This window comes from Methylobacterium sp. DB0501 (assembly GCF_011043735.1).
Lineage (GTDB): Bacteria > Pseudomonadota > Alphaproteobacteria > Rhizobiales > Beijerinckiaceae > Methylobacterium > Methylobacterium alsaeris.
In genome coordinates, this window is record NZ_JAAKGV010000004.1 from 221,369 (window position 1) to 242,386 (window position 21,018).

Here is a 21,018-nt window from a genome sequence, read left to right on the forward strand (position 1 = left end):
CTTCTATTGCAACGCAACAGATTTCCCCCGGCTCGATGCGTCCGGCTGCCATTCTGGCGGCGCGCGGCGTGCCGGGCTTTGTTTGCTTCGGACATCCCATGAAGCTGCGCAATATCGCCATCATCGCCCACGTCGACCACGGCAAGACGACCCTGGTCGACAAGCTGCTCCAGCAATCCGGCTCCTTCCGCGAGAACCAGCGGGTCGAGGAACGGGCGATGGACTCGAACGACCTCGAGAAGGAGCGCGGCATCACCATCCTGGCCAAGGCCACCTCGGTGGTCTGGAAGGACACCCGCATCAACATCGTCGACACCCCCGGCCACGCCGATTTCGGCGGCGAGGTCGAGCGCATCCTGTCGATGGTCGACGGCGTGATCGTGCTGGTCGACGCGGCCGAGGGCCCGATGCCGCAGACCAAGTTCGTGGTCTCGAAGGCGCTCAAGATCGGCCTGCGCCCGATCGTGGCGGTCAACAAGGTCGACCGGCCCGACGCCCGCATCACCGAGGTCGTCAACGAGGTGTTCGACCTGTTCGCGGCGCTCGACGCCACCGACGAGCAGCTCGACTTCCCGATCCTGTACGGGTCGGGCCGCAACGGCTGGATGGCGACCTCGCCCGAGGGCTCGCAGGACGACGGCCTCGCCCCGCTCTTCGACCTGGTGCTGGAGCACGTGCCCCAGGCCAAGACCGAGGAGGGTCCGTTCCGCATGCTCGGGACGCTCCTCGAGGCCAACCCGTTCCTCGGCCGCATCATCACCGGCCGCATCGCCTCGGGCACCGTGAAGCCGAACCAGGCGATCAAGGTCCTCGACCGCGAGGGCAAGGTCGTGGAGACCGGCCGCGTCTCGAAGATCCTGGCCTTCCGCGGCCTGGAGCGCCAGCCGATCGAGGTCGGCGAGGCGGGCGACATCGTGTCGATCGCCGGTCTGGTGAAGGGCACCGTCGCCGATACCTTCTGCGACCCGCAGGTCGAGACCCCGATCCAGGCCCAGCCGATCGACCCGCCGACCGTGACGATGTCGTTCATCGTGAACGACTCACCCCTCGCCGGCACCGAGGGCGACAAGGTCACGAGCCGCATGATCCGCGACCGCCTGTTCAAGGAGGCCGAGGGCAACGTCACGCTCAAGATCGAGGAAGCCGCCGACAAGGACTCGTTCTACGTCTCGGGCCGCGGTGAATTGCAGCTCGCGATCCTGATCGAGACCATGCGCCGCGAGGGCTTCGAGATCGCGGTCTCGCGTCCTCGCGTCGTCTTCGAGAAGGACGAGGCCGGCGAGATCATGGAGCCGATCGAGGAGGTCGTGATCGACGTCGACGAGGAGTATTCCGGCGTCGTCGTGCAGAAGATGTCGGAGCGCAAGGCCGACATGATCGAGATGCGCCCGTCGGGCGGCAACCGCCTGCGCCTGGTGTTCCACGCTCCGACCCGCGGCCTGATCGGCTACCAGGGCGAGCTGATGACCGATACCCGCGGCACCGCGATCATGAACCGGCTGTTCAAGGCCTACGAGCCCTACAAGGGCGAGATCGCCGGCCGTCGCAACGGCGTGCTGATGTCCAACGACCAGGGCGAGGCCGTCGCCTATGCCCTGTGGAACCTCGAGGATCGCGGCCCGATGATGATCGAGCCGGGCTGGAAGGTCTACCAGGGCATGATCATCGGCGAGCACAACCGCGAGAACGATCTCGAGGTGAACGTGCTCAAGGGCAAGAAGCTCACCAACATCCGCACCACCTCGAAGGACGAGGCGGTCCGCCTGACCCCGCCGATCCGCATGACCCTCGAGCGCTCGCTGGCCTGGATCCAGGACGACGAGCTGGTCGAGGTGACCCCGAAGTCGATCCGCCTGCGCAAGGCCGTGCTCGACCCGAACGACCGCAAGCGGGCGGAGCGGGCCAAGGAAGCGCTGAGCGCCTGATCGACGGCATGACGATCTGACATCGTCGTCCCTCGCCCCTCCCCGGGGCGGGGGATTTTTTATGGCGGCGGTGGACGGCCGGCTCGCCCAAGTGGATTCCCGGTCCGTCCTCCCGTATCCCGTAGGCTTGTCCGGGAACGAGACGGGGCGCGGGATCCCCTCTCCCCGTGTGGGAGAGGGGCCGGGGGTGAGGGTGACACGCTTCGGTGTGAAACGCTGAGCGTGACGCGGGCAGCGGAACGCGCGGAGCCTGATCCGGCACCGTCTCCACCCTCACCCCCGGCCCCTCCCCACTCGGGAAAGGGGATCCCGCGCCTGATCCCTTCCCGGATGATTTCCCCAAACGGCCCTGCTTATCTGAGCGCGAGGGCGGCGCGGCGGCAGGAGGCCGTGTGGAACACGAGATCTACCGCTGGCTCGGGATCCTGACCTCGATCCGCTCGGACGTGCTGGCGCCGCTCGGCCTCGCCCTGGCGGTGATCGTCACCGTGCACGTTCTGATGAGGAAGCGCGAGGTCGGGGCGGCGATCGGCTGGATCGGGCTTGCCTGGCTCTCCCCGCTCCTCGGCAGCCTGCTCTACGTGATGTTCGGCATCAACCGGGTGAGCCGGCGCGCCCGCCGCCTGCCGGTGCTGCCCGGCCCCCGGCCCGGCGCACCCCCGCCGCCGGTGGCCGAGGTGCCGGACGCGTTCCAGCCCCTGAAGCAGGCGGTCCAGCGGATCAGCGGCCTGCCGCTCGTCGCTGGCAACCGCATCCGGCGCTACCGCCACGGCGACGAGGCCTATCCGGCGATGCTGGCGGCGATCGGCGAGGCGCAGACCAGCGTCGCCCTGTCGAGCTACATCATGCGCGACGACGACAGCGGGCGGGCCTTCGCGCAAGCCCTGGCGGCCGCGAGGGCGCGGGGCGTCGCGGTCTGCGTGCTGATCGACGGCATCGGCAGCGGCTACTTCTTCCCGGCGATGTACCGGCGCCTGCGGCGCCTGAGTATCCCCGCCGGCCTGTTCATGCACTCGGCGCTGCCCTGGCGGATGCCGTTCCTCAACCTGCGCACCCACAAGAAGCTCCTGCTGATCGACGGCCGGATCGGCTTCGTCGGCGGGGTCAACATCGCCGACGAGAACGTCATGGCGAAGAAGCCGCCCGATCCGGTGCGCGACAGCCATTTCCGCATCGACGGCCCGGTGGTCGGGCAGCTCGCCCAGGCCTTCTGGCGCGACTGGGCCTTCGTCAAGGGCGAGGACCTGGAGGGGCCGGCCTGGTTCCCGGAGATCCCGGCGGCCGGCGCCTCCCTTGCCAGGGTCGTCACCTCGGGGCCGGATGCCGACATCGAGAAGATCGAGTTCGTGGTGATGGAGGCGGTCGCCACCGCCCGGCATTCGGTGCGCGTCGCCACGCCCTATTTCCTGCCGAGCGAGATGCTGCTGACCGCGCTCGGCCTCGCGGCGATGCGGGGCGTCACCGTCGACGTCATCATCCCGCAGGCGAGCAATCACCGGGTGGTCGACTGGGCGACGCGGGCCCATGTCGGGCCGCTGCTGGAGACCGGCGTGCGGATCTGGCTCGACCGGCCGCCCTTCGACCACTCGAAGCTGATGGTGGTGGACGACGCCTGGTGCTTCGTCGGCAGCGCCAACTGGGACAGCCGCAGCTTCCGGCTCAACTTCGAGCTCAACGTCGAGGTCTACGACCCCGACTTCGCGGCCGACATCGACGGGCTGATGCGGGCCAAGATGGAGCAGCGCCTGACCGCCGACGACCTCAACTCTCGCGGGATGGCCGTGCGCCTGCGCGACGCCGCCGTGCGATTGCTGCTGCCATATCTTTGAGCGGCGCCCGCTTGCGGAAATCCTCGGCCCGGTCGCGAAACGCCTCGATCCGGGCGCGAAGCGGCTCGCGCTTGCCCTGCGGGTTGCCGGGCTCGAGGTGGACGACGATCGGACGGTGGTCGGAGGCGCCCCGCGGCAGCACGGCCTGGCCGCGGCAGGTCAGCCCGCGCACGAGGCAGCGGTCGAGGCGCAGGGGCACGAGATCGACCATGGCGTGGGTCGGGTGGCGCGGCCCGACATCGTGGAAGCCCGGCAGCAGGGCCGGCCCGACGATGTTGTAGTCGCCCAGCACCGCGGCCCGCACCGGCAGGTGCTGGGCGATGCGGCGCAGCTGGCGCCGGTTCAGCACCTGGCCGTGCGACAGGTGCACGTTCGCGACGCCGAACGTCCCGAGATCGACGATCTGGCACACCCGGTCGATCAGGGCGCCGGACGGCAGGGTGACCACCCGCGGCGGCGTCGCCCAGGGGGTGGGGCTCCACATCGCCAGGCCGTGGATGCGGCGCGGCAGCGGCGCCCAGGCGTAGTGGCCGCCGGCGCGGGCCTGCAATTCGGTGATGTCGACGGTCGCCTCCTGCATCAACAGGAGGTCCGGCTTCTCCTGGGCGATCAGCGCCTCGAGGGCGTCGACCGTCGCGCCGGTCCGCCGCAGCAGGTTCCAGCTGATGATCTTGCGCGGGCCCGCCCGGTGCGGGGCGGGCGCAACGGCCGGGGTGTCGGCGGGCAGCAGGCGCTGGGGGGGCAAGAGGCTTTGGGGGGGCAGCATGTCACCGCTGGGGAAGCGCAGGATGGGGCCGGCACGACGGCGTGAGAGCCCGTCGGACCGGAGCGACATAGGCCGTCCGGCCCGACCGGGGAGAGGGCGTCAGGCCCCCGGCGGCCGCAATCCGGGCAGCGCCCGGACCAGGGTCCGGAACTGGTCGCCGCGATCCTCGAAGCTGCGGAACTGATCGTAGGAGGCGCAGGCCGGCGAGAGCAGCACCACCGGCTCGTCCGCCGGATCGGCCTCCGCCGCCGCGGCGGCCTCGGCGATTGCGGCGGCGAGCGTCCCGCAACGGCTGAACGGCACCTGCCCGTCGAGAGTGGCGGCGAAATCCTCGGTCGCGGCGCCGATCAGGTAGGCGTGGGCGATGCGCGGGAAGTACGGCGCGAGGCTCGCGATCCCGCCCTCCTTCGGCTTGCCGCCGAGGATCCAGTGCACGTGCCGGAAGGCCGAGAGCGCCTTCTCGGTCGAATCGGCGTTGGTGGCCTTCGAATCGTTGATGAACAGGACGGCGCCGCGGCGCCCGACCTCCTCCATCCGGTGCGGCAGGCCCGGGAAACTCGCGAGCGCCGCCGCGAAGGCGTCCGGCGTCACGCCCAGCTCGCTCGCCACCGCGTAGGCGACGGCGGCGTTCTGCCAGTTATGGGCGCCGCGCAAGGACCCGATGCCGGAGAGATCGGCCACCGGCTCCGCCGGCGCCCGTCGCCCGTCGATGACGATGCCGTCCCGGGCGAGGATGCCCGGCCCCTCCCCCGCCTCGCCGACATGACCTTGGGAGACTTGGACTCGGGAGACTTGGACCCGGGTGAGCGGGCCCGCGCGGCGCCCGGCGATAGCCCGGCAGAACGCGTCGTCGACGCCGACGATCGCGTGGGCGGCGCCCGTCACCAGCCGCTCCTTGATGGCGGCGTAATGCGCCATGTCGCCGTGGCGGTCGAGGTGGTCGGGAGTGAGGTTGAGGAGCACGCCGAGGGTGGGGGCCAGCGACGGCGTCAGGTCGATCTGGAACGAGGACAGCTCGATCACGTGGACCCGGTCGGGCGAGGGCGGCTCCAGCGACAGGATGGCGGTGCCGATATTGCCGCCCATCTGCACGTCGCGGCCGGCCGCCGCCAGGACGTGGGCGATCAGGGCCGTGGTGGTCGACTTGCCGTTGGTGCCGGTGATGGCGACGAAGGGCGCGTCGGGGCTCCCGGTTGTGGGTTTCCGGGCGACGCGCTCGCGGCAGAACAGCTCGATGTCGCCGATCACCGGCACGCCGGCCGCCTTGGCCAGTTCCACGGTCCAGTGCGGCGCCGGATGGGTGAGCGGCACGCCCGGGGCGAGGACCAGCGCCGCGAACTCCGCCCAGTCCGCCTGCCGCAGGTCGCCGGTCTCGATGCCCTGCCGAGCCGCCGCCTCCATCCGCGCCGGGTTGTCGTCGCAGGCGATCACCCGGGCGCCGCCGGCCTTGAGGCTCAGCGCGGTGGCGAGGCCCGAGCCCCCGAGCCCGAACAGGGCGACCGTCTGGCCGGCGAAGGTGGTGGAGGGTGTCATGCGTGCGATCGGGCCTTCGCGCCAGGGCGGCGCCGGGCCGGGGCCCGGCGCGTGTCTCAGGCGGTTAGTGAGACGCGGAGCGAGGCTTCGTCAAGCTGTGCCATGTGGCCGGGGTGGGACCGGTCTGCCACCATCCCCTTTCCCGGACGACTGAAGCGTCAGCGGACGGAGATCCGGGAAAGGGCGCGGAGGTGAGAAAGAATCCTACCGCAGCTTCAGCGTCGCCAGCCCCAGGAGCGCCAGCACCACTGCGATGATCCAGAACCGGATCACCACCTGCGGCTCCTTCCAGCCCTTCTGCTCGAAATGGTGGTGGATCGGCGCCATGCGGAAGACGCGCTTGCCGGTGAGCTTGAACGACGCGACCTGGATGATGACCGACAGGATCTCCAGCACGAACAGGCCGCCGACGATGCCGAGCACGATCTCGTGCTTGGTCGCCACCGCGACGGTGCCGAGCAGGCCGCCGAGCGCCAGCGAGCCGGTATCGCCCATGAAGATCTGGGCCGGCGGGGCGTTGAACCACAGGAAGCCGAGGCCCGCCCCGATCAGTGCGCCGCAGACCACCGCCAGCTCGCCGGTGCCCGGGACGTAGTTCACCTGGAGGTAGGAGGCGTAGATCACGTTGCCGACGAGATAGGCGATGATCCCGAAGGTCGCTGCCGCGATCATCACCGGCACGATGGCCAGGCCGTCGAGGCCGTCGGTGATGTTGACCGCGTTGCCGGCCCCCACGATCACGAAGCCCGCGAAGGCGACGTAGAACAGGCCGAGATTGAAGATCGCGTCCTTGAAGACCGGGAAGGCGAGCCGGTAGGACAGGCCCGGAGCCGAGTATTCGGCCACCGCGATGCAGGCCGACACCGCGATCAGGGCTTCCAGCGCGAGCCGGAACTTGCCCGAGAAGCCCTTGTGGCTCTGCTTCGTGACCTTGAGGTAGTCGTCGTAGAAGCCGATCGCGCCGAAGCCCAGCGTCACCATCATGACGATCCAGACGTAGTGGTTGCGCGGGTTGGCCCAGAGCAGGACCGCCACCATCACGCCGGCGAGGATCATCAGCCCGCCCATGGTCGGCGTGCCGCGCTTCGTCAGCAGGTGCGATTGCGGGCCGTCCTCGCGGATCGGCTGGCCCTTGCCCTGGCGCAGGCGCAGGAGCGAGATGATCCAGGGCCCGAACCAGAACACGAAGAAGCCCGCCGTGAACAGCGCACCGCCGGTCCGGAAGGTGATGTAGCGGAAGACGTTGAGCGGCGAGAACACGCCGCTCAGGTCGGAGAGGAGGTAGAGCATCCCGGGGGCATCCGATCGTGGGCGAGCGGCAGCGCCGGGCTCAAGGCCGCGCCGCCGCGTCAGAAGTCCTTCGAAGGTCGCTCAGCCGGATCGGCCGACGGCGAGGTCCTGATCCTCAGCCCCGCCGTAGCGGGCTTTGAGCGCCTCGACAATCCGGCCCATGCGGGTGCTGTTCGACCCCTTGACCATCACGGCGTCGCCGGGCCGCAGGGCCCCGACGACGAGGTCGACGAGTTCGGCCGAGCCCGGCCGGGCGCCGGCGCGCCGGGCGGAGGGCAGCGCCTCGAACAGCTCCTGCATCAGGGGACCGGCGGTGAAGACGAGGTCGATGCCGTGCTCCTCGACCGCCGCCGCCAGCTCGCGGTGCAGGACGGGCGCGTCCGCGCCGAGTTCCATCATGTCGCCCAGAACCGCGATGCGCCGCCCGGACGTCTCGACCCCGGCGAGCGTGCTGAGCGCGGCCCGCACCGAGGCCGGGTTGGCGTTGTAGCTCTCGTCGACGAGGAGCGCCTCGCCGTCCCCGACCTGGAGGACGTGGCGGGCGCCGCGCCCGGCCGGGGGACGCAGCTGGGCGAGCGACAGGGCCGCGAGCGCGAGATCGGCGCCCAGCGCCTGGACGGCGGCGATGACGGCGAGCGAGTTCAGCGCCGTGTGGCGGCCCGGCGTACCGAGCTGGTAGGTGACGGTGAGGCCCATCGCCCGCACGTCGACGATCGAGAGGTCGGGCCGCATCACGATCCGCTCGGCCCGCACGTCGGCCTCGCGGTGCTCGCCGAAGCTGACCACACGGCCGGCGCAGGAGGCGAGGGCATGGGCCTTCAGCCGCTCGAAATTCGGGTTGTCGCGGTTGATGATCGCGACACCGCCGGGCTCCAGCCCGTAGAAGATCTCGCCCTTCGCGTCGGCGATGCCGGACAGCGAGCGGAAATGCTCGATATGGACCGGCTCGACCGTGGTGACGATCGCGATCTCGGGCCGCACCAGCCGGGTCAGGGGGGCGATCTCGCCGGCATGGTTCATGCCGACCTCGAACACCCCGAACTCGCTCGAGGCCGGCATCCGGCCGAGCGTCAGCGGGACGCCCCAATGGTTGTTGTAGGAGGCGACCGAGGCGTGGGTGGCCCCTTGCGCCGCCAGGACGTGGCGCAACGCTTCCTTGGTGCCGGTCTTGCCGACCGAGCCGGTGACGGCGAGGATTCGTGCGCCGGTGCGGGCACGGGCCGCGACCGCGAGGCCGCGCATGGCGGCGAGCACGCCGTCCTCGTCCCGCGCCGGCACCGCGATCAACGGTCCGGCTCCGCCGAGGTCAGGCGCGCGCTCCTCGGCCACCACCGCGGCGCCGGCGCCGCGGGCGAGGGCGTCGCGCACGAAGTCGTGGCCGTCGCGGGCCTCGCCGCGAATCGCGAAGAACAGGTCCCCGACCTTCAGGGTGCGGGTATCGATCGAGATCCCGGAGAGCGCCTGCGCCGCGGATTCGTCCGCGACGACGCGGCCGCCCATGGCGGCGGCGGCATCCATCAGGGTCCAGAGGGGCTCGGTCATGCGCGGGTCTCCTCGATCGCGCTCAGGACCGCGTCGCGGTCGGAGAAAGGCAACGTGCGGTCGCCGATGATCTGGCCGGTTTCATGACCTTTGCCGGCAACCAGCAGCACGTCGCCGGCGCGCAAGGAGCCCACCGCCGCCCGGATCGCCTCCGCGCGGTCGCCGATCTCCTCGGCACCGGGCGCCGCCGCGAGGATCGCCGCGCGGATCGTCGCGGGGTCCTCGCTGCGGGGATTGTCGTCGGTGACGATGACCCGGTCGGCCTTCTCGGCCGCGATGCGGCCCATCAGCGGGCGCTTGGCGCGGTCGCGGTCGCCGCCGCAGCCGACGACGCAGACGAGGCGCCCGGAGGTGAAGGCGCGCAACGCATCGAGGACGTTCGCCAGCGCGTCGGGCTTGTGGGCGTAATCGACGATGCAGAGCGCGTCGCGCACGGTGCCGACCCGCTCCAGCCGCCCCGGCACCCCGGCGAGGTGGCCGAGGGAGGCGACGACCTCCGCCTCGCGCCCGGCGCCGGCCGGGGTCGCCAGCACGAGGCCGGCGGCGAGCAGTGCGTTCTCGACCTGGAACGTCCCGACGAGGGGCAGGTCGACCGTATGGGTCGCAGCCCCGACGGCGATCTCGAGGCGCTGGGCGAAGCCGTGCGCGCGGACGGAGACGAGGCGGATCCCCTCCCCTGCCCGGCCGGTGGTGACGAGCCGCACGCCGCGGTCCTGGACGGCCGCGATCACCGCTCCGCTCCGCGGGCCGTCGGCATTGACGACCGCCGTCCCATCCTCCGGCAGCAGGGTCGTGAACAGCCGCAGCTTCGCCTGGAGATAGGCTTCCGGCGTGCCGTGATAGTCGAGATGGTCGTGGCCGAGATTGGTGAAGCCGGCGGCCGTCAGGCGCACCCCGTCGAGGCGGCTCTGCTCGATGCCGTGCGAGGAGGCCTCCATGGCAAGTTCGGTGACGCCGTCCCGCGCGAGCCGGTCGAGGGTCGCGTGCAGGGTGATCGGGTCGGGGGTGGTGAGCGAGCCGTAGGCGGCGCCCGAGGTGGTGATGACGCCGAGCGTGCCCAGGCTCGCCGCCTGCCGGCCGAGGCGGCCGAAGATCTGGCGCACGAAATCGGCGACCGAGCTCTTGCCGCTGGTACCGGTGACCGCGACCACCGTCCCGGGCTGGCCCGGATGCAGCCGGGAGGCGGCCTGCGACAGGGCGCGGCGCGCATCCGTAACCGCCAGGTAGGCGACGCCCTCGGGCAGGTCGGCCGGCCGCTCTCCTTCGGCCACCATCGCGACCGCGCCGGCGGCCGCCGCCTTGGCGGCGAAGAGCCGGCCGTCGGCGGCGGTGCCGGGCACCGCCAGGAACACGACGCCGGGCACGACCTTGCGGCTGTCGGCGGTGAGGCCGGTGACGGGCAGGCCGGCAGCGGCACCGGCCTGCGGGAACAGGTCGCCGAGGGTGAGGCTCATCGTCCGTCCAGCTGGTTCACGTGGTAGGCGCCGAGCTTGACCATCAGCGGGAACGGCTTCACCGGCGGCTCGAATTGCGGCGGCAGACCGAGGATCGGTGCGACCCGGGCGATCACCCGGCCGGTGACGACGCCGGAATTCCAGGCGGCGGTGGCGTAGCTGCCGGATTCCGCCGCCACGGCCTGCGGCTCGTCCATGATGGTGACGAACAGGTATTTCGGCTTGTCCATCGGCGCGGCGGCCATGAAGGTGGTGAACAGCCGGTTCTTGACGTAGCGGCCGCGGATCACCTTCTCGGCGGTGCCGGTCTTGCCGCCGACATAGTAGTACGGAATCGCCGCCTTCTTGGCCGAGCCCTCGGTGGCGTTGAGGCGCATGATGTAGCGCATCGCCTCGCTGGTCTGGGGCGAGAGCACCGGCGTCGCCTTCTCGCGCGCCTCGGCCTCGGTCCGCTTGAGGAAGGTCGGCGTCATCAGGAAGCCGCCATTGGCGATCGCCGCCACTGCCGCCGAGGCCTGGAGCGGGGCCACCGCGAGACCGTGGCCGAACGCGATCGTGATGGTGTTGATCTCGGTCCAGCGCGGCGGAACGATCGGCTCGGCGCTCTCCGGCAATTCGGTGCGCATTCGGTCGAGCAGACCCATCTTCTTCAGGAAGGCCTTGTGGCCGGGCACGCCGATGCCGAGCGCCATCTTGGCCGAGCCGATGTTGGACGAGTGCGTGAACACCTCCGGCATCGTGATGACCCGGTTGGTGCCGTGGTACTCGTGGATCTTCTGCCGGCCCCAGTGCAGCACGCCGCCGCGGGTGTCGAAGGTCGAGTTGACGGTGAACTTGCCGGAATCGAGCGCCATGGCCAGCGTCATGGCCTTGAAGGTCGAGCCCATCTCGTAGACGCCGACATTCATCCGGTTGATCCGGTCGGGATCCAGCGCATCCTTCGGCTCGTTGGGGTCGAAGTCGGGCAGCGAGGCGAGCGCGATCACCTCGCCGGTGGTCACGTCGAGGATCAGGCCGGCCGCCGCCTTGGCGCGGTAATGCTCCATGCCCCAGGCCAGCTCGTCGCGCACCGCGTGCTGGGCGCGCAGGTCGATCGAGAGCTGGACCGGTGCCATGTCGGCCGACTTCTCGACGAAGCCGAGGCTGGTGAGGTCGCGCAGGCCCTGGCGGTCGATGTATTTCTCGATGCCGGCGATGCCGACGTTGTCGAGGTTGGTGACGCCGAGGATATGGGCGGCCGCGGTGCCGTTCGGATAGACGCGCTTGTGGTCGGGCAGGAAGCCGACGCCCGGGATGCCGAGGCGGTGCACCTCGACCTGCTGGCGCGGGGTGATCTCGCGCTTGACCCAGACGAAGCCCTTCTTCGACGACAGCTTCTCGCGCAGGTCGCGGGCGTTGATCTCCGGCAGGACGGCGGTGAGGAGTTCCACCGCCTCGTCCTTGTCGTAGATGTTCTTCGGCTCGGCGAAGACCGAGACGGTGCGGATGTCGGTGGCCAGGATCTCGCCGTTGCGGTCGATGATGTCGGGGCGGACCTGGGTCGTGCCGCCGGCCTCGGCCCGGCGCGCCGAGGCGGTCACCGGATCGTCCGGGAACAGCGCGAAGCTGACCAGGCGGCCCATCAGGGTGAGGAACACCGCGCCGAAGACGAGGCTGACGAGCCCGACGCGGGCGGCGCTGCGCTCCACCGAGAGGCGGAACATCGCCATGACGCCGCCGCGCAAGCGCTCCGCGAGGCTGGCCCGCGGCCGCGCCGGGGCGGCCTCCTCGTGCGTCGATTCCGCGCGCACCGTCTCCCGGCCCGCCGGGCTCGCGGCACCGGGCCCGGGAAGCGGAGCGTCGTGATCCTGGAAGTCCTGGTCCTGGCTCACGGCGCCTACCTCTTGGCGGTCGGGGTGCGGGTGGAGGTGGAGCCGGTGGTGCGGGGCTCCTCGGATCGGCCGGCGGTGGCGGCGGCGGTCGTGGCGGCCGGACGCTCCTTGGCGACCGGGGTCGCGGTGGCGCCGAGGCCGAGGGCTTCGAGCTTGCGGGCGATCTCGTCGCCGCGGTCGGCCTTGACCGGCAGGTCGGCCAGCCGCCCGAGATGATTGGTGCCGATCGGCTCGAGGGTCAGGTACTTGTCGACCGCGCCCTGGAGCCGGTCGGGCCGGGTCAGGAGCTGCCACTCGGCGCGCAGGACCGCGATCGCGTCGCGCTCCTTGCGCAGGCGGGTCTTCAGCTTGGCGACCTGCTCGGCCTGGTAGAGCGTGTCGTACTTGATCGAGTAGGCGTAGATGGCCGAGGCGATCAGCCCGGCGATCGCCGCGAGGTGCAGGAGGCGGATCACCGGCGGCCTCCCCGGGCTTGAGGCTCGGGCAGGGAGGCCAGGGCTTCGAGGACCGTCAGCGGCGGCGGCGCCGGGGCGTCGGTGCGCTCGCCGGCCCGGAGCTTGGCCGAGCGGGAGCGGGGATTGGCGCGGCACTCGGCCTCGCCCGCGGCGACCGGGCCCTTGGTGGCGAGCGTGAAGCTGCGGGGCGCGGGCTGCGAGGCCATCGGCAGGTGGCGCGAGGCCGCCACCGCCCGGCCGCTGCGGGCCGAGAAGAACTGCTTCACGATGCGGTCCTCCAGCGAGTGGAAGGTGACCACCGCGAGGCGCCCGCCCGGCCGCAGGGTGCGCTCGGCCGCGTGCAGCGCCCGCTGCAGCTCGCCCAGTTCGTCGTTGACCGCGATGCGCAGGGCCTGGAACGTCCGGGTCGCCGGGTGGATGCCGCTGCCGGGCTCGGCCCGCACGACGCCGGCGACGATCTCGGCCAGGGCCGCCGTGGTCTCGATGCGGCCGCGCCGGCGCGCCTCGATCAGGGCGCGCGCCACGGCGCGGGCCCGGCGCTCCTCGCCGTAATGGTAGATCACGTCGGCGAGGGCGGCCTCGGAGGCCTCGTTGACGAGGTCGGCGGCGCTCTCGCCGGCCCGCTCCATCCGCATGTCGAGGGGGCCGTCGAACCGGAACGAGAAGCCGCGCTCGGCCTGGTCGAGCTGCATCGACGATACGCCGATGTCGAGGACGACGCCGTCGGCCTCGGCGAAGCCCTGGTCGCGGGCGATGGCGTCGAGGTCGCCGAAGCGGCCCTGGACCAGCACGAGGCGCCCGGCCTCGCGCTCGACCAGCGCCTGGCCGGCGGCGATCGCGGTCGGATCGCGGTCGATGGCCAGCACGCGGTTCTTCGGATGCGCCGCCAGGATCGCCCTCGTGTAGCCGCCGGCCCCGAAGGTGCCGTCGATCACCGCCGCCGGCTCGTCCCCGAGGCGCAGGGCGTGCAGGACCTCGTCGAGCAGGACCGGGATGTGGGGCGCGGCCTCGGTCACGACCGGCACCCCGGCGCGGCGTGTGCCGCGGCACGTTGCGAGACGACGGCAACGCTCGCGCGAGAGGCGCGCAGTGACGCGTGACGATCCATGGTGCTCCGGTATCCGCACGAGCCGGGCCGAGGCCGGCCGGGATCGGCGCCAGGGCGCCGCGATGCCCACGCCAGCCATCGACGCGCGACCATCACGCCTGCTCTCGCGGGCGGCGGCCGCCGATGCTGGAATCGCCGTGGACGGGGTGGCTCGGGGTATCATGGGCCTCTGGGGTCGTCAACGCGAGGGCACACGCGGCGGGTAGCACCCGTCCGTGCGCCATCAGAGACCAGCAAGGTTAACGAAGGCTTGTGCTCGCGCGCCGTGTCCGCGGAAAGTCGAGGCGGGGGCGGCTCTTCGGCCGCGGGCGCGGGCTCTAGTATGCGGTTGCCTCGCGCCCGCTCGCACTCAGTTGCAGCCGCGCGAGCGCGGCGTTCCCGGAATTGGGTATCAGCCGGCCTGTAAGCCGGGTTCTGTATGGCCCGGAGGATCCGCGAGGATCCCCCTGACGTGGCGGCCATTCCTCTGGGACGGCCGTTACCGGCCGCCTCGAGCAACCAACCCGGGCGACGGGCCTGAAGAAGCCCTGCGCGGGGAGTCCCGCGCGTGCCGCCCCTATTCGGTTTTGCTCCCGGTGGGGTTTGCCGTGCCGTCCGCGTTGCCGCGTCCGCGGTGCGCTCTTACCGCACCCTTTCACCCTGGCCGCGGCAGATCCCGGAGGACCCGCGATGCGGTGGTCTGCTCTCTGTGGCACTGTCCCTGGGGTCGCCCCCGCCGGACGTTATCCGGCACCGTCTCTTCATGGAGCCCGGACTTTCCTCCCCGCCCCTCGCGCGCGGAAGTCCCACGAGGAGACCCGCGCACGGGGAACGGAGCGGCCGCCCGGCCGGCTGACGGCGCCGATGTGCGACGGCCGGGACGCCGCGTCAAGGCGGGAGCGCCGCCGGGACGGGTTGCCGCCTCGTCGGGACCCCCTACCTGCCGATGTCCAAGGCCGCGAGGCGCGGCCGACCCGAAACAGGAGGCGACCCGGATGAGCGAGAACATCGAGGCGGGCTGGACCCTGGAGACCGTGCAGCAGCTCAAGGCCATGGCGCAGGAGGGCGTCTCGCCCTCCGTGATGAGCCTCAAGCTCAAGCGCCCGGTCACGGCGATCCACGCCAAGCTGGCCGAGCTCGGCATCACGCCCGCCGCCGGAGCGTAGGCTTTCGTGGGAGGGGCGGGCCCGGGCCGGGCCCGCCGGCCGCCGCTACCAGCTGCCGGTGTTCTGCATCGAGGCCCAGGGCTCCTGCGGCGGCTTAGGCCCGCCCTTCTGCAGGATCTCGATCGAGATGCCGTCCGGCGAGCGCACGAAGGCCATGTGGCCGTCCCGCGGCGGGCGGTTGATGGTCACGCCGGCATCCTGCAGCTTCTGGCAGGTCGCGTAAATGTCGTCGACCTGATAGGCCAAGTGGCCGAAGTTGCGTCCGCCGGCATACTCCTCCGGATCCCAATTGTAGGTGAGTTCGAGCAGCGGCGACTTGCTGTCCTTGGCCCGCGCGACGTCGCCCGGGGCGGCCAGGAAGACCAGGGTGAAGCGGCCCTTCTCGCTCTCGGTGCGGCGCACCTCCTGGAGGCCGAACTTGTTGCAGTAGAAGTCGAGCGCACGCTCGAGATCGGCGACGCGGACCATCGTGTGCAGGTATTCCATGGCACTCCATCCTCGGTGTCGGGGCGCGCCGGTCGGGCGCCGGATCCGGCGTCGTAGCTAGGGCGGCCGGCGACCGGCGGGGAGGGCTTCGAAGGGGAGCGTTCATCCCGCGTTGCGCTGCGGCCGGCGGCGGTGCAAAGGCTGAAGCCTTCCATCGCGCCGCGCGACCGCCGAGGACCCCGCCATGCAGTCGATCGTTCGCCTCGCCGATTACCGCCCGAGCGACTACCTGATCGACCGCGTCGAGCTCGACGTGCGCCTGCATCCGACCGAGACCCGGATCACCGCGACGCTGGCGTTCCGGCCGAACCCGGCCGGGGAGCCCGGCGCGCCGCTCGTCCTCGACGGCGACGAGTTGACCCTGCTGGCGATCGCCCTCGACGGGCAGCCGACCGGCCCGGGCGCGATCGACGTCACGCCCCGCTCCCTGACCCTGCATCAGCCGCCGCAGCGCCCCTTCGTGCTCGAGGTCGCCACGCAGGTGAATCCGAGCGCCAACACCAAGCTGATGGGGCTCTACCGCTCGAACGGCGTCTACTGCACCCAGTGCGAGGCCGACGGGTTCCGGCGCATCACCTACTTCCTCGACCGGCCGGACGTGATGGCGGTCTACACCACCCGGATCGAGGCCGAGCGGGCCGAGGCGCCGGTGCTGCTCGGCAACGGCAACCCGGTCGAGCAGGGCGCGGTCGGCCTGACCCGCCACTACGCGGTCTGGCACGACCCCCACCCGAAGCCCGCCTACCTGTTCGCCCTCGTCGGCGGCCATCTCGGCCGGATCGGCTCCCGCTTCGCCACCATGGAGGGGCGGGACGTCGAGATCGCGGTCTACGTCGAGCCCGGCAAGGAGGACCGCGCCGATTTCGCCCTCGACGCGGTGGCCCGCTCGATGGCCTGGGACGAGCGCACCTTCGGCCGCGCCTACGACCTCGACGTCTTCAACGTCGTCGCGGTCTCCGACTTCAACATGGGCGCGATGGAGAACAAGGGCCTCAACATCTTCAACGACAAGTACGTGCTGGCGAGCCCCGACACGGCGACCGACGCCGACTACGCCAACATCGAGGCGATCATCGCGCACGAGTACTTCCACAACTGGTCCGGCAACCGGGTCACCTGCCGCGACTGGTTCCAGCTCTGCCTCAAGGAGGGCCTGACGGTCTTCCGGGACCAGGAATTCTCCTCCGACGAGCGCTCGCGCCCGGTCCATCGCATCGCCGAGGTGCGCACGCTCCGCGCCCGCCAGTTCCCCGAGGATGCCGGGCCGCTCGCCCATCCGGTGCGGCCGCAGGCCTATCGCGAGATCAACAACTTCTACACTGCGACGGTCTACGAGAAGGGCGCCGAGATCGTCCGGATGCTGCGCACCCTGCTCGGCCCCGACACCTTCCGGCGCGGCATGGACCGCTACTTCTCCATCTGCGACGGCACGGCCGCGACCGTGGAGGATTTCCTGGCCGCCTTCGCCGCCGAGAGCGGGCGCGACCTCACGGCGTTTTCCCGCTGGTACGCGCAGGCCGGCACGCCGACCGTCGCGGTGACGGGCGCCCACGACCCGGCGGCGCAGACCTATATCCTGACCTTCCGCCAGAGCCTGCCGCGCGTCGCGACCGAGGCGACCGCCGGGGCCGCCGTGGAGCCCCTGGTGATCCCGGTCGCCCTCGGCCTCGTCGGCCAAGGCGGTGAATCCGTCGCGGCCGCGAGCGAGCGGGTGCGGGACGGCGTGTTCGTGCTCGACAAGCCGGAGGATGCGATCGTCTTCACCGGCGTCGCGGCGCCGCCGGTGCCGTCGCTGTTTCGCGGCTTCTCGGCTCCGGTGAAGGTCGAGCACGCGCTCACCCGGGACGAGCGCCTGACCCTGCTGGCGCATGACGCCGACGCCTTCAACCGCTGGCAGGCGGCCCAGAGCCTCGCCATGGAGGTGCTGGTCGGCCGCGCCCGCGCCGGGGCGCCGCTCGCGGACGAGGCCGGTCCGGAGGGCGCGGGCCTGACGGGGGCGCTCGCGACCTTCCTCGATGCCGAGGCCCTGGCCGACCCGGCCTTCGCCGCCCTGGTCCTGGCCCTGCCGGGCGAGCAGGAGGTGGCGCAGACGATCGCCGGCGAGGTCGATCCCGACGCGATCTGGCGGGCGCGCCAGACCCTGCGGCGCCAGCTCGGCCGCGACCTCGGGTCCCGGCTGCTGTCCCTGCGCGACGCGCTGGCCGAGCCGTCCGGGGCACCCTTCAGCCCGGACGCGGCCAGCGCCGGCCGCCGCGCCTTGCGCAACGCCGCCCTCGACCTCGTCGCGGCGGCCGACCCCGAGACCGGCACCGCCCTGGCGCTCGCCCAGATCGAGGCCGCCACGACCATGACCGATCGCCTCGCGGCGCTCGCGACCCTGAGCCTCGTGCCGGGCGAGGCCCGGGACGGGGCGCTCGCCCGCTTCGGCGAGGCCTACCGCCACGAGCCCCTGGTGCTCGACAAGTGGTTCGCCCTCCAGGCGATGATCCCGGAGCCCGGCACCCTGGAGCGGGTCCGCGGCCTGATGCGCCATCCCGCATTCTCGCTCGGCAACCCGAATCGGGTTCGCTCGCTGGTCGCCAGCTTCAGCCTCAACAATCCGACACAGTTCCACCGCCCGGACGGGGCCGGCTACGACCTGACCGCGGAGGTGGTTCTGGCCCTCGACGGAAAAAATCCCCAAGTCGCGGCGCGGCTGCTAACTGCTTTCAATACTTGGCGTATGGTCGAGGGCGGGCGCCGCCGGAAGGCCGAGGAGGCCCTGTCCCGCGTCGCCGGTACGCCGGGCCTCTCCCCCGACGTCAGCGACATCGCCGGGCGCTCGCTCGCGCCGGTGAAATAAAGGCACAAGCCTCTGCGGCCGAAGGCATAATCGCGCTGATTGCAGAATCGCACAACGCTCGGATCACTGGTTAACACTTCATTTCCGTCTCGCGAAGCGCTGGACAAAATGCTTGTGGAAATGCCAGATTGAGCCTCGATTCGGGGGCCTGCCGGGAACCTCCGCGGCATCTGTCTTTCTGTTCCGTTGGGGGTTTGGGTATGCTGGAGGCGGATCCCGCCCCCTTCTCTGCGCGTGCCGCGACGATTCTCGGGATCAGCCGGGTTTCGAAAGCCGCGCACCAGCGTCTCGCCCATGCCGAATCCTGGCTCCGGTTCGCCGTCCCGGCGATGCTCGCGGCGTTCCTGATCTGCCTCGGCACCGTCACCGCCCTGCAGCTCTCCGGCCATCGCGAGGAGGTGGTCTCCGACGCGCGGCGCGACATCGACCTGGTGGCCCGGCTGCTGGCCGGGAGCCTGCCGGCCGGCCTCGGCCGCCCCTCCGGCCTGGTCGCGCCGGAGACGCCGGGCGCGGCCGCCCTGCGCGAGCGCCTGGTGCGCCTGCTGCCCCCCGGCGGCCTGCCGGCCGGCCGCACCCTCCTGCTGATCGGCGCCGACGACGCGATTCTGGCAGCGCTGCCGGAGCAATTCGGCCTGCCGCGCAACTTCAGCGAGTTCGTCGGCGAGGTCCAGGTGCTCGGCATCATGGGCGAGCGCGCCGGCGTGCTCCCGGTGGTGCTCGGCAACGGCGAGCGGGCTCTCGCCACGGTGCGGGCGGTCCAGGGCGGCGGCGGCGTCGCCCAGGTCGCGGTGGTGCAGACCCTCGATTCGGTGACCGCGTTGTGGGCCGGGCGGGCGCGCATCGCCGCGGTTCTGGTCGGTGCCGTGACGCTGGTGGTGGTCTGCACCGGCCTCGCCTACGCGCTCCAGGCCGACCGGGCTCGCGCCGTCGACCGCGTCTGCGAGCAGGTGCGCCAGCGCCTCGACACCGCGCTCGGCCGCGGCCGCTGCGGCCTGTGGGACTGGGACATCCCGCGCGGGCGGATCTACTGGTCGGATTCGATGTACCAGCTCCTCGGCTACGTCCGGGAGCAGGAATTCCTCTCCTTCGGCGACGTGAACGGCCTCGTCCATCCGGACGATACCGACCTCTACGGCCTCGCCCGCCAGCTCGCGGCGCGCGACACCACCGTCGATCACGAGTTCCGCATCCGCGCCGCCGGCGGCGAATGGGTCTGGCTCAAGGCCCGGGCCGAGATCGTGCAGGACCTGGAGGACAACGGCCGGCACCTCGTCGGCATCGTCATCGACATCTCGGAGCAGCGCCGCCTCGCCGAATCGACCGCCACCGCCGACATGCGCCTGCGCGACGCCGTCGAGGCGGTGTCCGAGGCCTTCGTGCTGTGGGACGCGCAGAACCGCCTGGTCCTGTGCAACTCGAAGTTCCGCCGCCTGCACGCCCTGACCTCCGACGAGGCCCAGCCCGGCCGCCGCTACGACGCCATCATGGGGCGCGCCGCCCTGCCGACCGTGCGGCGCGAGATCCCCGCCGGCGAGTTCCCGGAAGCGGGAGCCCGCACCTTCGAGGCCGAGCTCGCCGACGGGCGCTGGCTGCAGATCAGCGAGCGCCGCACCAAGGACGGCGGCTACGTCTCGGTCGGCACCGACATCACGGCCCTGAAACGGCACCAGGAGCGGCTCGTGGAATCGGAACGCCAGCTCATCGCCACCATCGCGGACCTCAAGCGCTCGCGCCGGACCCTCGAGATCCAGACCCAGCAGCTCGCGGATCTCGCCGAGCGCTACCTCGACCAGAAGGCCCAGGCCGAGAGTGCCAACCGCTCCAAGTCCGAGTTCCTGGCCAATATGAGCCACGAGCTGCGCACCCCCCTCAACGCCATCCTGGGCTTCGCCGAGGTGATGGAGAGCGAGGTCTTCGGGGCGCTCGGCTCCGAGAAGTACCGCGAATATTGCCGCGACATCCGCTCGAGCGGGCACTACCTGCTGTCGGTCATCGACGACATCCTCGACATGTCGCGGATCGACGCCCGCCGGGTGAAGCTCGCCAAGCAGCCGGTCGCCGTGAGCGAGGCGCTGGAGCGCGCCCTCAAGCTGATCGCCGAGCCGGCCCGGATGAAGGGGCTCACCGTCAGCGTCGAGATGAGCGCCGACGCCCTGGTGATGGCCGACGAGCGCGCCCTGCACCAGATCCTGGTCAACCTGCTGCAGAACGCCGTGAAGTTCACTCCCGAAGCCGGCCGGGTGGCGGTGCGCACGCGCCGCGCCATCGATGCAGTCCACATCTTCGTCGAGGATAGCGGCATCGGCATCCCGAAGGCGGCGCTCCCGAAGCTCGGCTATCCGTTCGAGCAGGTCGAGACCAACTTCGCCCGCAGCTACAAGGGCTCCGGCCTCGGACTCGCCATCGCCCGCTCGCTCGCCGAATTGCATGGCGGAGGCCTGCGCATCCGCTCCGAGGAGGGCACCGGCACGATCGTGCTCGTCCGCCTGCCGCGGCCCGGCCTGAGCGACGCGGCCCAGGCGCAGGAGATGGCGGCGGAGGTCGGGGCGTAAGGCAGCCCATCCGAGCGGCGCAAGAAGGGTTGCGGCGGTCTTTTCGACGATGCCGCCGCCGACTCGATCCTGAGACCCTGCGCGAGTCGGGCGACGGAATCGATCCCCGCCCCCGTCCATGCCGGGCTGCGCGGCCCTGCACTGGACGAGGAGGGGTTTCATTCGGGCAACGGAGCGTCGAGCAGGCGCCGAGGGGAAAGTAGTTTGGCCAATCAACGGC

Annotated in this window: 14 protein-coding genes and 1 other RNA gene; 5 read left to right on the forward strand and 10 right to left on the reverse strand. The window is 71.4% G+C overall.

The window, feature by feature from the left end:
* The first annotated feature begins 98 nt into the window (after nucleotides 1–98).
* Entirely contained in the window at nucleotides 99–1,925 is a 1,827-nt protein-coding gene (gene typA, locus G4G93_RS08330) for a translational GTPase TypA (RefSeq protein ID WP_165083033.1), read from the forward strand.
* Between the two features lie 392 nt (nucleotides 1,926–2,317).
* Complete coding sequence (locus G4G93_RS08335; protein WP_165083035.1) at nucleotides 2,318–3,754, forward strand: phospholipase D-like domain-containing protein; 1,437 nt, start codon at nucleotides 2,318–2,320, stop codon at nucleotides 3,752–3,754.
* Here G4G93_RS08335 and G4G93_RS08340 read toward each other — a convergent pair.
* From G4G93_RS08340 to rnpB, 9 genes are all read right to left on the reverse strand, one after another.
* On the reverse strand, nucleotides 3,687–4,520 hold the full coding sequence (locus G4G93_RS08340; protein ID WP_165083037.1) for an endonuclease/exonuclease/phosphatase family protein: 834 nt from the start codon (nucleotides 4,518–4,520) through the stop codon (nucleotides 3,687–3,689). The two genes, G4G93_RS08335 and G4G93_RS08340, sit on opposite strands and share 68 nt — an antisense overlap.
* Before the next feature lie 99 nt (nucleotides 4,521–4,619).
* On the reverse strand, nucleotides 4,620–6,053 hold the full coding sequence (murD, locus tag G4G93_RS08345) for a UDP-N-acetylmuramoyl-L-alanine--D-glutamate ligase (protein ID WP_165083039.1): 1,434 nt from the start codon (nucleotides 6,051–6,053) through the stop codon (nucleotides 4,620–4,622).
* 204 nt (nucleotides 6,054–6,257) lie between these two features.
* Nucleotides 6,258–7,343: a phospho-N-acetylmuramoyl-pentapeptide-transferase gene (gene mraY, locus G4G93_RS08350; RefSeq protein WP_165083041.1), complete on the reverse strand. Its 1,086-nt coding sequence runs from the start codon at nucleotides 7,341–7,343 to the stop codon at nucleotides 6,258–6,260.
* Nucleotides 7,344–7,424: 81 nt separating this feature from the next.
* Nucleotides 7,425–8,885: a UDP-N-acetylmuramoylalanyl-D-glutamyl-2,6-diaminopimelate--D-alanyl-D-alanine ligase gene (locus tag G4G93_RS08355; RefSeq protein WP_165083043.1), complete on the reverse strand. Its 1,461-nt coding sequence runs from the start codon at nucleotides 8,883–8,885 to the stop codon at nucleotides 7,425–7,427.
* Complete coding sequence (locus tag G4G93_RS08360; protein WP_165083045.1) at nucleotides 8,882–10,339, reverse strand: UDP-N-acetylmuramoyl-L-alanyl-D-glutamate--2,6-diaminopimelate ligase; 1,458 nt, start codon at nucleotides 10,337–10,339, stop codon at nucleotides 8,882–8,884. Before G4G93_RS08360 ends, G4G93_RS08355 begins: the two co-directional genes overlap by 4 nt.
* Nucleotides 10,336–12,210: a peptidoglycan D,D-transpeptidase FtsI family protein gene (locus tag G4G93_RS08365; RefSeq protein ID WP_395411471.1), complete on the reverse strand. Its 1,875-nt coding sequence runs from the start codon at nucleotides 12,208–12,210 to the stop codon at nucleotides 10,336–10,338. The genes G4G93_RS08360 and G4G93_RS08365 overlap by 4 nt, the downstream gene beginning before the upstream one ends.
* A gap of 5 nt (nucleotides 12,211–12,215) precedes the next feature.
* A complete protein-coding gene (locus G4G93_RS08370; protein WP_165083047.1) occupies nucleotides 12,216–12,665 on the reverse strand; it encodes a hypothetical protein in 450 nt (149 codons plus the stop codon).
* Nucleotides 12,662–13,681 carry a 16S rRNA (cytosine(1402)-N(4))-methyltransferase RsmH gene (gene rsmH / locus G4G93_RS08375; protein WP_165083049.1) on the reverse strand — a complete coding sequence of 340 codons (1,020 nt, stop codon included), beginning with the start codon at nucleotides 13,679–13,681 and terminating at the stop codon, nucleotides 12,662–12,664. The genes G4G93_RS08370 and rsmH overlap by 4 nt, the downstream gene beginning before the upstream one ends.
* 479 nt (nucleotides 13,682–14,160) lie before the next feature.
* Nucleotides 14,161–14,608, reverse strand: an RNA gene (gene rnpB, locus G4G93_RS08380) — RNase P RNA component class A.
* Between the two features lie 139 nt (nucleotides 14,609–14,747).
* On the opposite strand from rnpB, the gene G4G93_RS08385 reads away from it, so the two are divergent.
* Nucleotides 14,748–14,918, forward strand: a complete 171-nt coding sequence (locus tag G4G93_RS08385; RefSeq protein WP_165083051.1) for a hypothetical protein — start codon at nucleotides 14,748–14,750, stop codon at nucleotides 14,916–14,918.
* Between the two features lie 45 nt (nucleotides 14,919–14,963).
* Here the strand turns inward: G4G93_RS08385 and G4G93_RS08390 are convergent, their stop codons facing one another.
* A complete protein-coding gene (locus tag G4G93_RS08390) occupies nucleotides 14,964–15,404 on the reverse strand; it encodes a VOC family protein (RefSeq protein WP_165083053.1) in 441 nt (146 codons plus the stop codon).
* Between the two features lie 184 nt (nucleotides 15,405–15,588).
* Between G4G93_RS08390 and pepN the strand changes: the two genes are divergently transcribed.
* A complete protein-coding gene (pepN, locus tag G4G93_RS08395; protein ID WP_165083055.1) occupies nucleotides 15,589–18,246 on the forward strand; it encodes an aminopeptidase N in 2,658 nt (885 codons plus the stop codon).
* A gap of 200 nt (nucleotides 18,247–18,446) precedes the next feature.
* Nucleotides 18,447–20,798 (forward strand): PAS domain-containing sensor histidine kinase, encoded by a 2,352-nt coding sequence (locus G4G93_RS08400; RefSeq protein WP_165083057.1) that lies wholly within the window; start codon nucleotides 18,447–18,449, stop codon nucleotides 20,796–20,798.
* Nucleotides 20,799–21,018 lie beyond the last annotated feature (220 nt).

Coding starts and splice junctions, on each gene's coding strand:
- typA (WP_165083033.1), top strand. CDS start 99: ATGAAGCTGCGCAATATCGCCATCATCGCCCACGTCGACCACGGCAAG.
- G4G93_RS08340 (WP_165083037.1), bottom strand. CDS start 4,520: ATGCTGCCCCCCCAAAGCCTCTTGCCCCCCCAGCGCCTGCTGCCCGCC.
- murD (WP_165083039.1), bottom strand. CDS start 6,053: ATGACACCCTCCACCACCTTCGCCGGCCAGACGGTCGCCCTGTTCGGG.
- mraY (WP_165083041.1), bottom strand. CDS start 7,343: ATGCTCTACCTCCTCTCCGACCTGAGCGGCGTGTTCTCGCCGCTCAAC.
- G4G93_RS08355 (WP_165083043.1), bottom strand. CDS start 8,885: ATGACCGAGCCCCTCTGGACCCTGATGGATGCCGCCGCCGCCATGGGC.
- G4G93_RS08360 (WP_165083045.1), bottom strand. CDS start 10,339: ATGAGCCTCACCCTCGGCGACCTGTTCCCGCAGGCCGGTGCCGCTGCC.
- G4G93_RS08385 (WP_165083051.1), top strand. CDS start 14,748: ATGAGCGAGAACATCGAGGCGGGCTGGACCCTGGAGACCGTGCAGCAG.
- G4G93_RS08390 (WP_165083053.1), bottom strand. CDS start 15,404: ATGGAATACCTGCACACGATGGTCCGCGTCGCCGATCTCGAGCGTGCG.
- pepN (WP_165083055.1), top strand. CDS start 15,589: ATGCAGTCGATCGTTCGCCTCGCCGATTACCGCCCGAGCGACTACCTG.
- G4G93_RS08400 (WP_165083057.1), top strand. CDS start 18,447: ATGCTGGAGGCGGATCCCGCCCCCTTCTCTGCGCGTGCCGCGACGATT.